General features: G+C 47.8%; 14 protein-coding genes. 11 read left to right on the forward strand and 3 right to left on the reverse strand.

Annotated features, from left to right (window positions below; genetic code table 11):
* Positions 1 to 4: 4 nt before the first annotated feature.
* The 3 genes from ppnP to O9X78_RS02080 all read right to left on the reverse strand — a co-directional run bounded on the left by ppnP (position 5) and on the right by O9X78_RS02080 (position 4,707).
* Positions 5 to 286 (reverse strand): pyrimidine/purine nucleoside phosphorylase, encoded by a 282-nt coding sequence (ppnP, locus tag O9X78_RS02070; protein WP_269617947.1) that lies wholly within the window; start codon positions 284 to 286, stop codon positions 5 to 7.
* 74 nt (positions 287 to 360) lie between these two features.
* Complete coding sequence (locus tag O9X78_RS02075; protein ID WP_269617948.1) at positions 361 to 3,471, reverse strand: efflux RND transporter permease subunit; 3,111 nt, start codon at positions 3,469 to 3,471, stop codon at positions 361 to 363.
* A gap of 75 nt (positions 3,472 to 3,546) precedes the next feature.
* Entirely contained in the window at positions 3,547 to 4,707 is a 1,161-nt protein-coding gene (locus O9X78_RS02080) for an efflux RND transporter periplasmic adaptor subunit (protein WP_269617949.1), read from the reverse strand.
* Between the two features lie 481 nt (positions 4,708 to 5,188).
* Between O9X78_RS02080 and O9X78_RS02085 the strand changes: the two genes are divergently transcribed.
* The 11 genes from O9X78_RS02085 to O9X78_RS02130 all read left to right on the forward strand — a co-directional run bounded on the left by O9X78_RS02085 (position 5,189) and on the right by O9X78_RS02130 (position 15,217).
* Positions 5,189 to 5,416 (forward strand): sigma 54-interacting transcriptional regulator, encoded by a 228-nt coding sequence (locus O9X78_RS02085; RefSeq protein ID WP_269617950.1) that lies wholly within the window; start codon positions 5,189 to 5,191, stop codon positions 5,414 to 5,416.
* A gap of 254 nt (positions 5,417 to 5,670) precedes the next feature.
* A complete protein-coding gene (locus O9X78_RS02090) occupies positions 5,671 to 7,191 on the forward strand; it encodes an SLC13 family permease (RefSeq protein WP_269617951.1) in 1,521 nt (506 codons plus the stop codon).
* A 142-nt stretch (positions 7,192 to 7,333) separates the two neighbouring features.
* On the forward strand, positions 7,334 to 9,028 hold the full coding sequence (locus O9X78_RS02095) for an NAD-dependent malic enzyme (RefSeq protein ID WP_269617952.1): 1,695 nt from the start codon (positions 7,334 to 7,336) through the stop codon (positions 9,026 to 9,028).
* A gap of 449 nt (positions 9,029 to 9,477) precedes the next feature.
* Positions 9,478 to 9,831: a hypothetical protein gene (locus O9X78_RS02100; protein WP_269617953.1), complete on the forward strand. Its 354-nt coding sequence runs from the start codon at positions 9,478 to 9,480 to the stop codon at positions 9,829 to 9,831.
* A 130-nt stretch (positions 9,832 to 9,961) separates the two neighbouring features.
* Entirely contained in the window at positions 9,962 to 10,012 is a 51-nt protein-coding gene (locus O9X78_RS20890; RefSeq protein ID WP_350339231.1) for a hypothetical protein, read from the forward strand.
* Positions 10,013 to 10,140: 128 nt separating this feature from the next.
* A complete protein-coding gene (locus tag O9X78_RS02105; protein ID WP_269617954.1) occupies positions 10,141 to 10,335 on the forward strand; it encodes a hypothetical protein in 195 nt (64 codons plus the stop codon).
* 450 nt (positions 10,336 to 10,785) lie between these two features.
* Positions 10,786 to 11,913, forward strand: coding sequence for a tyrosine-type recombinase/integrase (locus tag O9X78_RS02110; protein WP_269617955.1), 1,128 nt, complete (start codon positions 10,786 to 10,788; stop codon positions 11,911 to 11,913).
* A 127-nt stretch (positions 11,914 to 12,040) separates the two neighbouring features.
* Complete coding sequence (locus O9X78_RS02115; protein ID WP_269617956.1) at positions 12,041 to 12,298, forward strand: hypothetical protein; 258 nt, start codon at positions 12,041 to 12,043, stop codon at positions 12,296 to 12,298.
* A complete protein-coding gene (locus tag O9X78_RS02120; RefSeq protein ID WP_269617957.1) occupies positions 12,295 to 13,143 on the forward strand; it encodes a toprim domain-containing protein in 849 nt (282 codons plus the stop codon). Before O9X78_RS02115 ends, O9X78_RS02120 begins: the two co-directional genes overlap by 4 nt.
* Positions 13,140 to 14,753 carry a YfjI family protein gene (locus O9X78_RS02125; protein ID WP_269617958.1) on the forward strand — a complete coding sequence of 538 codons (1,614 nt, stop codon included), beginning with the start codon at positions 13,140 to 13,142 and terminating at the stop codon, positions 14,751 to 14,753. The genes O9X78_RS02120 and O9X78_RS02125 overlap by 4 nt, the downstream gene beginning before the upstream one ends.
* Entirely contained in the window at positions 14,747 to 15,217 is a 471-nt protein-coding gene (locus O9X78_RS02130) for a hypothetical protein (protein WP_269617959.1), read from the forward strand. The genes O9X78_RS02125 and O9X78_RS02130 overlap by 7 nt, the downstream gene beginning before the upstream one ends.
* The last annotated feature ends 339 nt before the right edge of the window (positions 15,218 to 15,556 follow it).

Here is a 15,556-nt window from a genome sequence, read left to right on the forward strand (position 1 = left end):
ACATTTACCCATAAATGCAAAGGTAGGCGGTGCTCACAGCAACCTTCAGGTCAAAATGACTATTCGCTGGCACATCAAAACCCTCACCCGCCGCATACGTTTGCCATTCTGTTTGTTCTGGCAGGAGAACGGTCAACGCTCCGCTGATCACTTCCATACGCTCTGCAGCGTCTGTACCAAAACGGTATTCGCCAGCGGCCATCACACCCACTGAAGCGGGCTTAGTGTCCGTTGCAAAGCCCAGCGACTGAACATTATTATCAAAATAACTATTGTGCTTAATCATGGAAGTCCCCTAAAAAGGTACAAAAAAACCGCGTCATCATACGCGGCCTTTCTGTTATTCACCAGTAAGTCAGGCTAGCTTTTTGAGATGGCTAACGATGACGACTCGCCATGGTGGTCTCGTCCTAGATAGATATACATTGCTGGCACCACAAATAGCGTAAACAAGGTACCGATACTCATGCCAGAGGCAATGACCATACCCAATGAGAACCGCGACGCCGCGCCAGGACCGCTCGCCAATAGCAACGGGATCATAGCCACTACCAGCGCCGCCGTTGTCATTAGAATTGGCCTTAAACGAATCGAGGCAGCCTCTTCAATAGCATCACGCTTTGACAAGCCCTGCTCTTGTAATCGATTGGCAAAATCGACGATTAATATGCCGTGTTTAGATATAACGCCGATCAAGGTTACCAAACCAACCTGAGTATAAATATTCAAAGTCATACCAGAAAAATGCGTAAGCTGCATTCCGTTGGTCATCGCAAAAATATTCAGCGTTAGCAACGCACCGCAAATCGACATCGGCACCGTCACCAAAATGATCAAGGGGTCACGATAAGACTCAAACTGAGCGGCAAGTACTAAATAAATTATGATCAATGCAAAGCCAAAGGTAGCCAGTAACGCCGAGCCCTCTTGTTTAAACTGCCTTGAACTACCGGCGTAGTCGATCTTAAATCCCGCTGGCATCTCTTCCCGTGCGATATCCTCCAACAGTGCCAACGCCTGCCCTTGGGAAACATCTGGGCGAGGCACCGCAACAATAGTATTCGAACGCAACTGCTGCGCATGGGATAGGAAGCGAGGCTTTACGTGGTCACTAAACGTCACGATGGTGGACAGTGGAACTAAGTCCCCACTGCCAGTGCGCACATAAAACTCGCCCAATTGCTTTGGATTTAATCTGGCGTCGCGGGTAACTTGGGTAATAACCTTGTAAGAACGCCCCTTCAGTGCAAAGCGGTTCACTTCTGCCCCCGCCATCATCGACGCCAAATCGGCACTCAGGGCATTCATATCAATACCGAGCAAAGCAGCTTTATCGCGATTGATCTCAATAGCCGACTCAGGCCTGTCTATATTCAAACCCGGCGCGACGAAAAAGAAGCGATTACTCGACATAGCGCGCTCGACAATTTTATTTCCAACATCAGCCATTGTTTGCGCATCCGCGGTAGACTTAAGTACAAATTCTACCGGGTAGCCTTGGCCAGGCGTTGGCAGCGGCGGCGGCTGAAATATTGCAGCGCGGACGCCGGAAATTTTTTGAAATTCCGCGTTCACTTCATCGGTAATCTGCCCCATGGTTTTATCACGCTTATCCCATTCATCGGCAATCATCCCCATGAAAGCCGTATTCGTGCCGCCCCCCATATTGATAGTAAAGGCAAATATGTGATCTACATACTCATTGCTAAGGGCGATCTCCTGAGCCTGTTCAAAAAAATGCTCCAAGTATTGCTGTGATGAATAGCCATCAGTCTCATGCAGAGATCCGGCGAAGCCAAAATCCTCTGCGGGTGCTAATTCAGATTGAGTAGACGCAAAAAGGAAATAACAAGAAATCAAAACAATTAGACCAAAAATACCAATAACGTGTCGTTGATCTAACGCGCCGTGCAAACTCCGACGATACACTTGCCGCCAATGTTCAAACTTTTTATCGAGAAAATGGACTAGGCGACTCCCTGACGTGCTGCCAGTAGATGACCGTAATATCTTGGCGCACATCATTGGCGTTAGCGTGAGTGCAATAACACCAGAAATTAAAACTGCCCCCGCTAAAGTAAAAGCAAACTCAGTAAACAAAGTACCGGTTATACCAGTTAAGAAACCAATAGGGGCATAAACTGCTACGAGTGTAATGGTCATCGAAATAACCGGCCCGACCAACTCTCTAGCACCTATCAAGGCTGCCTTTTCCGGCTCCAACCCCTCTTCAATATGTCGATGAATGTTTTCCAAAACAATGATGGCATCATCAACGACCATGCCGATGGCTAAGACCATAGCCAACAGTGTCAGTAGATTTATCGAAAAGCCCATACTGTACATCAAGAACAGGGCGCCAACTAAAGATAAGGGAACGGTAACCGCGGGTATCAATGAGCTGCGAATCGATCCTAGGAACAAGAAAATTACGACAATCACAATGACAACGGCTTCAACTAAGGTTGTCCTAACATCACTAATCGCATTACTTACATAGACCGTGCTATCAAAGCCTATCTCCCCTTCTAATCCTTCTGGAAGTGCTTTAAATACAGAGGGAAGTACGGCGCGCACTTCAGTCATAACGTCAAGTAGATTGGCGTTCGGGCGAACTGTTAAGGCAACAAACAAGCTTGGACGACCATCCCACCTAGCACTGCTATCATAACTTTCCGAGCCTAAGGCTACCTCTGCGACATCCTGCAAACGCACCAAGGTATCGCCGTTTGAACTCACTACCATTTGCCTAAATTCGTCGACATTCCGCAGGTCTGTCGCTGCCGACAACCCCACCTTCACGTAATTGCCATTTGTACTACCCACGGCGGACAACACGTTTTGTTTACGGATCTCGGCAAAAACTTCACTGGCGGTTAAATTATAGGCAACTAATTTTTCCGGCTTCAGCCATACCCGCATGGCGTAATTCTGCGCGCCAAGAATCTGAACCTGTTCAATACCCGCAATCGCCGAGATTTCAGGCTCAACGACCCGAACCAAATAATCGGTAATCTGACTCTCGTTAAGAATGTCCGAGAAAAACGAGATGTACATCGCAGCAGTATCACTGCCGTCCGCCAATTGAATAACGGGATCTTCCGACCCCTCGGGTAATTGATTGCGAAGCTTACCTACTTTTGCGGAAATTTCGGTTAACGCTTCATTGGCATTTTTATCTAAACGCAAGTTAGCGGTGATTGTTGAAACGCCTTGACCAGATTGCGAGGTTAAAAAATCGATGCCGTCAGCAGATGCAATTTCCCGCTCTAATGGCGTGGTAACAAAACCTTCAACCAATTCCGGATCAGCACCGGGATAGGCAACCGTTACGGTAAGTTGGGCATTCTGTAACTCTGGGTATTCGCGCACGGTCAAGTCCATGCCCGCGCGCAAGCCGAGGAACAAAATAACCAGACTCACTACCACCGCGAGCACTGGACGTTTTACAAAAATATCAGTGAAATTCATTTATACCCTCAGCTTACTGGCGTAGGCAATGTCTGGGATTGTCCTGTGTTTAATACCACCAATCTAAAACGAAGCTCAGCCCTGAGGGGGCTGCGGATTTAGTTCTGGCGACAACGCATTGCTGTTATCAATAATAACCGGCTGTTTATTTCGTAGCTTAAGTAGACCACTACTGGCCAACTCATCACCTAATTCAAGCCCCTTGCTCACCGCGATATAGTCACCTCGAGCATCGCCTAAGGTAACAAAGCGCTGAATCACCTCAAGATCGGTGTAAGGCCCCATCATTGGATTCGGCTCCGCAGGGGGCGGCAGAGCATCGGGATTTTTCTGAATCACAAAAACAGAGTCGCCATAGGAGGTGTAATTCACCGCTGATCGCGGAATCACAGTCACGTCACTACTATTTGGCAAACTAACCACCACCGTCGCAAATAAACCAGGCTTAAGCTTGCCCTCAGGATTCGGCAGCCGGGCGCGCACATCTACATTGCGAGTTTGCGGATTTACTTTTGGTTCGATCGCAAGAACTTCGCCTTCATATGTTTTATCGCCATAGGCATCAACTGTCACAGATATCTTAAGTCCGGGCGCCAAAATAGACAGATAGCGCTCAGGTATTGAGAAATCGACATCGATTGGGTCCAGCTTTTGTAAAGTTGCAATGGCAACGCCAACTCCTAGGTACTGACCAACGTTGACCCGACGGATACCCAACTGACCATCGAATGGCGCTTTAACCGACTTTTGCTCTAAGCGGCCTTTTTGTGCCTGTACGGCAGCCAGTGCCACATTGGTTTCAGCAACCGCCGTGTCATATTCTGATTTCGAGATAGTCTTGCGCTCGTATAACTGCTCACTGCGCTTGCGGTTCAATTCTGTTAACTCAGCCTGCGCCTGCAGGCGCTTTAGCTCGCCCTGCTCGCTAGCCGACGCCATACTCAGCAAAAGTTCGCCTCGTTTGACCGTATCACCTGAGTCAAAATAAATATTAGTGACCACCCCATCAACTTCCGCGGTAAGATCCGCGCCATTGACCGCCACTAAACTACCAACCGATGCCAAGCGGCTCTCCCACGTCATCGCTTCCGCTTTAGCACTAGATATAGTTACCGCAGGGGCTGGCATAGCATCAAGAAACTCGTTCATTTTCTTAGTACCGAACCACTTCATGCCAAATACGCCGCCAAATAATACTGCGCTCAGCAGCAGCATAATAACCATCCGCCTGCTCATAAACTTTTCCTATGCAATATCAAGTTCGAAAATGTTGTACACAAAAAAAACCATCTGTCAGCACTTTTCATCAAAAAATTGTTAATTAAAACGCTGAGTTAGACGCTTTCAAAATTGGCTCAAAAAGTAGCACTGTCTTGCAGAAAGGTCGAGCAGTGCAGACTATTATTACATGAGCGTAATCGTTAGCACACTGTAACTTCAATCTATGCTATCAGTGAAAACTGTCCGCTAAAGCGCTCTTTCGCCACCTAGCGACAAGGAAGCATTCAAACCAAATCGCAATGGGTAACAGCTAGCGGAACACATATTAGCTCGAGGTTCTTGCACTCCATCTTTACTGGAGATCGGGCCGTTTTGTCAGTCACTGATGCCTGCATCGCAAGCGATGCTTGTTTTGAATTTTGCAGACAGATTCACGTAACGTAAGTACCCGACCGCATAGAAGGCTCTAGCACGTATTAAAGTTACGCCCACAGATGTGTTGTTTAAAACAGGCACGGGTAAAGATTTGCGTGCCCGTCACCTGCATGACAACAGCATACGCAGTAGTGGGACCTTTGAGGCGATTACCTGCGGCACCATTCCTGAAACAATTATTGGAAGTGAGCTCTTTGGTTTTGAAAGGGGGTGGCCTTCACCAGCGCGCAAAACACGCTATGACAAAATGAAAAAAACTGGACTTGAGAGTAAGCAGTACAAACCTTAAACGCTATGCCGCCTTTAAAATGGGTCAATTCCCGCCACGTTGAGTCGACAATGGGTAGTTTTCCACACATTTTAAGGTGACTTAAATGTGCGACTTTACCTAAGCTATTGTTACTACTGTGATTATAAGAAAATAGCAGTTCTGGCAAACATGTTGCTATTGAGCTTACAGATTACTTTTTGCATAAATCAACAGCCACTCCCTCGGGGCTAGGTTGCAATCGAACAAACTATAAAATCAAAGTAGGTTATACAATGGACTCAGCGGTTCAAAATAAAAATAGCTCACCCATGCCAGTTATTCAGCCACAGGAAAAAAAGTTCTCCGATCAATCCGCCGTGAAGCGCATCAGCCTCCTAGGAGGCCCGCTGATTGCAATCCTCATGATGATGTCACCCACGCCAGAACACTTAAGTTTTGCAGCCTGGGCGACGGCCGCTATGGGCATATGGATGGCTATTTGGTGGTCAACAGAAGCGGTGCCGGTTCCAGTTACCGCCTTACTGCCAATCGCGATGTTTGCGCCATTGGGGATACTGGATATTAAAGAGGCGACGGCACCTTATGCCAACCCTACCATTTATTTATTCTTAGGTGGTTTTATTATGGCAGCCGCCTTACAAAAAAGTGGCCTACATAAACGTATTGCTTTTGTTATTTTAAGTTACGCCGACAACGGGGCCAAATCGATCATCTGGGGTTTTATGTCGGTCAGCGCGCTGCTGAGCATGTGGATGACAAATACCTCCACTACCATGATGTTATTGCCTATCGCCTTATCTATTATCCATACCTTAGATAATGAGCATAGCGAAATGAGTGCTAAAGAGCGCAATAACTTTAAGCTAGCGATCTTATTAGGCGTAGCTTATGCCGCCACCATCGGTGGTATGGCTACTTTGGTTGGCACTCCTCCCAATGCCTTTTTAGCCGGCTTTATGAATGATACCTACGGTTTACAAATAGGTTTCGCTCAATGGATGATGATTGGTCTACCTTTAGCTGTGACTATGCTGCCCATTGCGTTTTGGTTACTCACTAGCGTGGTCTATCCAGTTAGTTTTCGTACTCCTGAAGAAGCCAAACACCGTTTAAAACAACAACGCAAAGAGCTTGGCAAAATCACCTCTGCGGAAAAACGTGTGGGAATTATATTCTTACTACTTGCCTTGGCGTGGATGACCCGCCCCTTTGTGACAAGCTGGTTAAATCTTAGCGGCATTTCAGACGCAGGCTTAGCCATGCTGGCCGCTGCGGCAGTGTTTGTTGTGCCAGCAGGTAATAAACAAGCCTCCCCATTAATGCGCTGGGAAGATATGCGCAATATTCCTTGGGGGGTACTCATACTGTTCGGTGGCGGCTTAAGTTTAGCCTTGGCCGTATCGGATTCTGGCTTGGCGACATGGCTTGGTCAAAGTCTGGTGCACCTCAATTCAATGGGCTTAGTTGTTTTGGTCATTTGTGCTACAGCTATGGTTATTTTTCTCACTGAAATGACCAGTAATTTAGCTACTGCTGCGACATTTCTACCCGTCGTGGCTGCGATTGCACTGCAAATCGGCGGCGCCCCAATCACCTTAACTGTGCCTATCGCTTTGGCTGCCAGTTGCGCGTTCATGCTACCTGTCGCCACTCCCCCAAATGCGATAGTGTTCTCATCAGGTTTTATCAGTATTCATGAAATGTCTAAAGCAGGTTTTCTACTCAACATTTTAGGGGTTGTACTGGTTTCCTTGATATCGATATTTCTCGCACCACTGGTTTTTAGCTCTTAATGACATTGGTATAAGCCTGATCCTCCCAAGTATTTGACTCTGGGAAATTCAGGCTAAAGTCCATCACAATAACGCTCATTGCTTACCAAAAACCACGCCATAAGCACCGCAGTGCTTATGGCAATATAGGATTCTCTCTAACATGACAGACCATGATTTTCTTCAGCCCTTATATATCCCTTATGCTGGACCAGCCTTATTAGAAACCCCACTACTGAATAAAAGTAGCGCCTTTAGCGAGCAAGAGCGTCGAGACTTTAATCTGGCAGGCTTGCTGCCACCACGCTATGAAACCATAGATGAACAAGTCGATAGAGCGTACTTGCAGTATTCAAGCTTCGAAGAACCGATGAACAAACATATTTATTTGCGCGCAATTCAAGATAACAATGAAACTTTATTCTATCGCTTGGTTAAGCAATATATTGTTGAAATGATGCCGATTATTTACACACCAACTGTAGGCGATGCCTGCGAACAGTTTTCCGATATTTATCGCAGTTCACGAGGCTTAATTATTACCTACGATAATATTAATCAAATAGACGACATACTGCGTAACGCTACTAAGCGAAAAGTTAAGGTGATTGTGGTAACCGATGGCGAAAGGGTTTTAGGTCTTGGAGATCAAGGTATTGGCGGCATGGGGATACCAATTGGAAAGCTATCGTTGTACACAGCTTGTGGCGGAATTAGCCCAGCCTACACCCTGCCAGTAATGCTTGACGTAGGCACTAATAATAAAAAATTATTGGAAGATAAAAAGTACATGGGTGCCAGACACCCCCGTATCCACCAATCAAAATACAATGAGTTTGTTGATAGTTTTATGCAGAGTGCCCAGCGCCGCTGGCCGGGGGTATTAATTCAATTTGAAGATTTCGCTCAACATAACGCTATGCAAATACTTCAACGTTATCGTCATAGCATGTGTTGCTTTAATGATGATATTCAAGGCACAGCCGCAGTGACTTTAGGTTCATTATTGGCAGCTTGTCGCCACAAAGGTGTCAGCCTGTCATCGCAGAAAATTGTCTTTGTCGGAGCGGGATCTGCAGGTTGTGGCATTGCAGAGCAGTTGATTAGGCAAATGATCAAAGAAGGTCTAAGCGATCAACAAGCCAGACAGCAAATTTATATGGTTGACCGTTTTGGATTAATAACCGAAAACTCGACGGGCTTACGTGACTTCCAATTAAAACTCATTCAACACAGTGATAATTTGGCGACGTGGGATATAAGGTCGGACTTTCCTTCACTATTAGAGGTCGTTGAACAGAGCCAAGCGGGAATCCTGATTGGTGTATCAGGCGTCGCTGGCGTGTTCACCGAGCAGGTGATTAAAACCCTGTCGCGAAACACACAGCTACCCATTATATTCCCCCTAAGCAACCCATCCAGACAGGTGGAAGCTAGACCAGAAGACATTATTGAGTGGTGTGAAGGCAAGGTGATTATTGCCACTGGCAGTCCATTTAATCCCGTTGAATACGGTGGCCGGGTATTTGATATTCCACAATGTAATAACAGTTATATTTTTCCCGGCGTCGGCTTGGGCGTACTCGCCTGTAAAGCGCGTTTGGTTAGTGATGAAATGCTAATGGCGGCTAGTAACGCATTGGCCACGGTCTCACCACTTGTCAATGACGGCGAAGGAAAGTTGCTGCCACCTCTGACCGAAATAACTGAGCTAAGTCGGGAGATCGCCTTTGTGGTCGCCAAGGTCGCTATTGACCAAGGTTTAGCTCAACCATTAAGCGACGAACAATTACTTGATTGTATTGAACGTAATTTCTGGACTCCGCGATACCGTCCATACAAAAGAGTGAGTTTGTAAGATCTGTTAGATCTATCAACGAAAATGCAGCTATTTAAAATGGAAATGTCACGTCATTAAGCGTTCATAGATTCTATAAAAATGTCCGCACTTTCCTTTTTTCACGACAGCTATTGTTGATGAACCATCTATTCAAGACATTCATGTTTATGGCTCATTACGCGCCGGAGTTAGTATCATTGACGGCTCTTCATCATTAACAGCGGACACAGGTATTCATTAAAATGATTTTGCGACGCTCCATTTCATGGAGAATACCGATGCCCCATGCAGAAAGAATTATAGGCATACTTGGCCTTGAGATTGAACGGATAATACCTAGGAAAGAAATCAAGGTCTGGGCAAAGCCTGCGCGCAGGCCGCCCTGCGAGCATTGCTAGGGCGATGGACCGAGGATTAAGGCTACGCATCTCAGGGCGGTGAAACACACCCGTCAGGGGAATCAAGTGATGACCTTGCACCTTCGAGTACCCAAGTACCATTGCCAGGAGTGTAAGCGTTATTTTCGTCACGTCTTTACCGGTATTCGCCAGCGTTCTCGCGCTTCAGAAGCCTATCGGCTGGAAGTGTTCGAAGCCCACGATGGCGGTGAAACGCAGCGTAAGTTGTCTCGAACCTATCAAATCAGTCCAGCGACCATAAAGCGTTGGTATCAGCATCATATTAATCAGAGGCGTCCCGAGGGGGATGGCCGATTTTGCCCTCCCGTCTTGGGAATGGAGGAGCATTTCTTTACCCTTAAAAGGGGTATGCGACCACGCTTACCGACCTCTAAAATCACAACGTGTTTGGTGTTCAACTAGGACGACCAGAACTGAGTTTGCGCCACTATTTAACGGCCCTTGAGGGGCGAGAACGCGTTCAGGTTGTGATTATGGACCTCTCGGAAACATACACTGCAGCATTGCCCGCAGCTACTTTCCCAACGCCACAATAGTGGCTGACCGACTCCATGTGATCAGACTTATTAATCAGCACTTTTAAAGTGTCTGGAAGCAGCATGCCCCCGAGGGAGGAAGGAACCGTGGTTTAATCCGTTTAATGCGCCGTCATCAGTGGAATTTGCGCGATGAGCAGAACGCCAACCTTATGCACTATTTGCTGATTGCCCTGTGCTGCAAGCACTGTATGTGGCCAAGCAAGGATTAATCAGGCTTGTGTTGCTCAAGACCCTGCCGCGTAAGAAAGCCGGTATCAAGTTGCCGGTATGTATGAGATTACTTGATGAGTTAGCTGAGAGCCCACTACGAGCGCTAGTGAACACATTGCGCTCATGGTTGAAGCCCGTTGTGGGTGGAACGGTGTGATTAACAGGGTTTAATGAGTGCCATCCCCCTTTATGGGTAGAACCCAATAAAGGTAATTTGTGTGGTGTACGCGCTTGGTGGACTATCGCTAAATAAAAAAGCCCCAGTCTCGCGACTAGGGCTTTTTTATTTGTATGGCGGAGAAGGAGGGATTCGAACCCTCGATGCAGGATTAACCGCATACTCCCTTAGCAGGGGAGTAATATCAGTTCATGTCAGTTCATTAATGTATTTATTATCAATACGTTACCAAAAATAAGTTCATAACAATTCACTTGATTACACCCATATTTTTCCGTACAACTACCGTACTTCCTCAACTTATTTCAAGAGGCCTAGATGAAGCGGCCAACGCGAAGCATAAAATCTGCCACAGAAAGAGCCACACTGCCCGTCCGTAGAGAGCCGTATTGGCATCCACTATATAAAGGCTTAGCAGTCGGCTATAGAGTGTCCAAGACTTTTGACGAAGGGATTTGGCAAGCTCGGTGGCGAGATCCTGACACTGGCAAACACCTAACAGCTTCCTTGGGCCACTTTGCCGACATCTACGGGACAAATCAGAAGCATGCAAAAGTGAAAGCATTCGATGAAGCGTCAAAGGCAGCTATCGCCTGGGCCGATGATATGAGGGCTGGTATCACTAATACGCAACCCACTGTCGCGGATGCGTGCAAGCATTATGTCAACGCTGGCCTAGCAGGCCGCCCAAAGGCACAACAGTCGGCAAGCGGTAGTTTTCGCTATCGGATAGAAGCCAATCCAATCGCCAAGATCAAACTTTCGTCCCTGCGCAAAAGCCATTTGCGGGACTGGATGCTCGGTTCGGTTCAGCAAACGGTGGATAAAACAGGTGCCGACCCTTCAGATCCTGATGTAATGCGAAGAGCAAAGGACACTGCTAACCGAGATTTTCGGCATTTGCGTGCGGCTCTCAACCTAGCATGCAGTGATGGAATGTGCAGCAACAGCCTTCAATCAGCGTGGTCAACTGGGATAGCCTTCCCAGGAACAAATCGCTCAAAAGGAAACTACCTCAATGACAGCCAGACCTCAGTGTGGATCGATGCGACTCCGCAACCCTTGCGCAACTTTCTCTATGGCCTGATGCTGACAGCCGCACGACCAGGTGAGTTAGCTACTCTAAAAGTACAAGATTTCGATAAAGCTGCAGGGATACTTACTGTCGCGACGGGGAAGCGCAAAGAAGGCCGGGAGAAAATATTCCGAAATGTCGTGCTAACTACTGATGCCTCAAACTTCATCAGTAAGCAGTGTACGACTAAGCTTAAAAGCGCCTACTTATTTCACGACTCCGCTGGCAACCCGTGGAACAAACAAACTTGGCAGGAATGCGGTAAGTACGCAATCCAAGCAGGATTACCAGAAGGAACTTCTGCGTACGATATGCGCCACGCCACAATTAGTCGATGGCTCGCTGGTGGACTCAGCACATTTGAAGCTGCGAAATTAGCTGGCACAAGCGAAGATATGATCCAGCGCCACTACGGACACCTATTAGCAGGGGTAACTAAGATCAAGCTCGATAGCGCCAGCTTATCGACCAAGGGGCATTGATCTAATTTCGCCCCCTCGAAAGCGCCAAATATTAGCCAATTCCTGATATTTATTTATCAGAGGGACATTCCGCGCAGTAAAACCCATGTGGAGAATCACGTATTACCAACAACTGAGGTGATACACGATGCAACACAATGAAATAGGCATTATTAACAAACCCCGCAGCCCCTCCGCGAAAGACCGTCAAGCGGTCGATTTCGAGGCTGACGCCATGTCGGTCGATACCTTTGCTCGACGCAACGGTATCGGAAAAGTAAAGGCCTACGCGGAAATCAAAGCGGGCCGCCTGAACGCGATGAAAGTGGGTAGCCGAACCCTGATTACGCAGGAGTCCGCCTACGCGTGGCGCCAGCTCTGCCAACAGGGGGGGTTAAAACAATGAACGCTCTCTACCTAGATTTGAACCAAGCATTTTTGAATGCAGGACTAACCCCGCCCGACCGTATTCTCGTTGACGGAAAACTGCACCGATATGCTCAACCGGATAAACCAAAGTCAGTATCGAGCTGGTACGTGTTTTTTGATTCCGGCAGCGGCGTGACTGGGGTGGTCGGTGATTGGCGCACCGGTCTAAGTGCAAACGTATCGACGTGGCGTGATAAATCAATCACACAAACCGATATGGATGCAGCCAAGGCAATGATGGCACAAGCACGCGCACACGCTAAGAAGGCCAGAAAAGCCGAGCAAGACGCCACCGCGAGGCGCGCGGTATTAATCTGGAACAATACTATTCCTGCCAATCAAAACCACCAATACCTTAAACGTAAATGCTTACCGCCTTTTGGATTGCGCGAGGCCAGTGGTAATTTAATTATTCCAATTACCGACATTGATAATGTGTTGTGGTCGATCCAAACAATTAAGCCAAACGGTGAAAAGCGTTTTCTATCTGGTGGGCGCACTAAAGACTGTATGTCCTGGATTGAAGGCAAGCGCACCGACACGCTATATATTGCCGAAGGATGGGCGACCGCCGCCAGTGTTGCCTTCTACACTACCAACACAGCAGCATGCGCATTCAACGCGGGCAACATGACGAATGTCGCCACAGCGATCCGCAAAAAATATCCGAACGTCCCTATAGTTATTGTTGCCGACCATGACGAGGTAGGTATTAAGGCTGCCAAACAAGCAGCTTCAAAAACTGGTGCTGACTTCTGGTACCCACCCACGCAAGGCCATGACTTCAATGATTGGATGATTGAATCGGGGGTGATGGGATGAGCGAGCATATTGACAACAACCCGGCAATGGCGGAAATGGCGGATTGGCGTATAAATAGTGTCCCCCTAGATATACGTGGATTTAAGCCTAATGTTAATTGGCGGAACAATGGCGAAAAGGTGGCGGATTGTGCAGAAGGCCGAAATTTACCCCTCTGTAAACCTATGCCACTACCCGAGAAGCCTGCAGCCCTCAACTACCCCGTAAAGGCTTTAGGCCCAATATTGGGCGAAGCAGCCAAAGCCATTGCCTACCATGTGCAAGTGCCGTTAGGCATTGCGTGCCAGTCCGTACTGGCTGCAGGTTCATTAGTGGCACAGCAGCACGTGAACGTGGCGAGAGGCAAAATCAGCACCGGCCCAGTGTCGCTCTATTGCCTTTCGATAGCCGAGAGTGGCGACCGCAAAAGCGCAACCGACAAGCTGGCGTTAAAGCCCGTTCGTGATTTTGAAGCAGCCCGCCGTGATGAATTACGATCCGAGTTGAAACGCTATCGCTCAAATCTAACCGCATGGGAAATGCGCGGTAATTCAACAAAACAGGTATTCAAACCAAAAGGTGATAAGGCTATGAGCGAGAGCGAGGAACAACGCCTTGCTAATGCATTAATGGAGCTGGAAGCAGAAAAACCAACTCCGCCACCACGGGCAAGCATTACGTTTGCAGAACCGACACCGGAAGCAATATGGCGACACTATCAGCAAGGATTACCCAGCGCCGGTTTATTCTCTGATGAGGCTGTAGGATTTTTTAGCGGCCACGGTATGACCGCAGAGGCAAAGGGCCGCATGATTGGCTGTCTTTCTCAATTATGGGATGGCAGCACCTTACAGCGTACCCGCGCCGCTGAGGGTGAATCTGGCGAAATGGACAACCGCCGCCTATCTACTCACCTTATGGTGCAACCGATAGTAAGTGCGGAAGTGTTAGCCGATCCACTATTACTAGGCCAAGGCTTTATAGCTCGCTTTCTAATCTGTCATGAAAGTAGTATTGCCGGCACTCGCTTTCTCGCAAATCGTGACCCAACAATAGGCCCAGATGATAATCCTGCGATTATCGCCTATTGGTCGCGGCTAACCGAATTGCTAGCTATAACTGCAGCCACAGACGAAGAAACCGGTGGGTTAGATCTGCGCACCCTCGAAATCACCGGTGATGCCTATCAACAATGGGAAGCCTTACATGATGGTATAGAACGACACCTGACGCCAAGCGGCATGTTTTTCGACATTAAAGCCTTCGCGTCCAAGGCTGCAGAAAACGCAGCCAGAATTGCGGCTGTAATGGCATTCATTGAAAACGAGGAGATTACAGAGAGTCATATTCAAAGAGCTGGACAACTAACGGCCTATTACTTGGAATCAATGGCAGCCCGCACAGGGGAAGCCGCAAACGATATAGAGGATATACAGGCGCGTGAATTACTCGACTGGATAACTCAACACGGCGGTAAGCTGGAGGCGACTCAATTTAACCGATTACCGAGGGCCTACCGAAAAGCCAGCAAAACCAGAACCATACTGGACAGGCTACGCATGGATGGCCACCTAGAGGTGCAAATGGGAGCTGGCGCTAAAGCGGTGTATTGGGAGGTTATATCATGCTAGACCTAATAGCCGAGGGCATGGCAATACGTAATCAGCGGCCAATACAGGTGGCGATGAGTGCATCCGCAACAAATCCGCCAGTACCCGCCAATATCCGCCAACACCCACCAATGCTGAAAACACACGAAAATCCAGACCATGCTGAAGGCTCTACAGCTAAAATACGCCAATCCGCCAAATCCGCCACACTTGCTATTTTTGAACTGAGTATCGACGCATTCAATAAGGACGGCTTAGATCTAACGCACGATGACCTCTTATTTCTACGCCACCACTTACCCTTCGATCCAGGCATGCGTGACACTGCCCTAGCTCGTTATCGAGAGATATGGTTTGAGGCCATGGCAGCAGAGCCAGCCGGGCACAGGAAGCAAAACAGGGGCAGATTTGTAGCTAACACTTGGATAAGGACTACAAACTTAAAAACACTATCCCCTATGTATTTCGAGAAAAAGGAGATATGAGATGGGCGGAATCGGTAGCGGGAGACAATCATCCCTCCCTAAAACAACAGGTAACTCAAAACATATAGATATTCGGTTTCTGCGCAAACAAGGGTTATTAGTGCCGGACGGGCGTGGCACTCTTTCTTGGACACGCAATGGCCAATCAGCAGGCAACGTCAACATACGTGTAGAATCTGAGAAACACATTATCCTAAGTTTTTACTACAGGAACCGACTCGAGGACGAAAACTGGCTAAAGCGGGAATGCATGATCCCGCTATCAACTACACCATGCCAATTTGGCGGAGTTCGGCACTGGCTAAACTGCCCTCGCTGCATGCGGCGCTGTGAAGTAGT

It is taken from the genome of Zhongshania aquatica (genome assembly GCF_027257955.1).
Lineage (GTDB): Bacteria > Pseudomonadota > Gammaproteobacteria > Pseudomonadales > Spongiibacteraceae > Spongiibacter > Spongiibacter aquatica.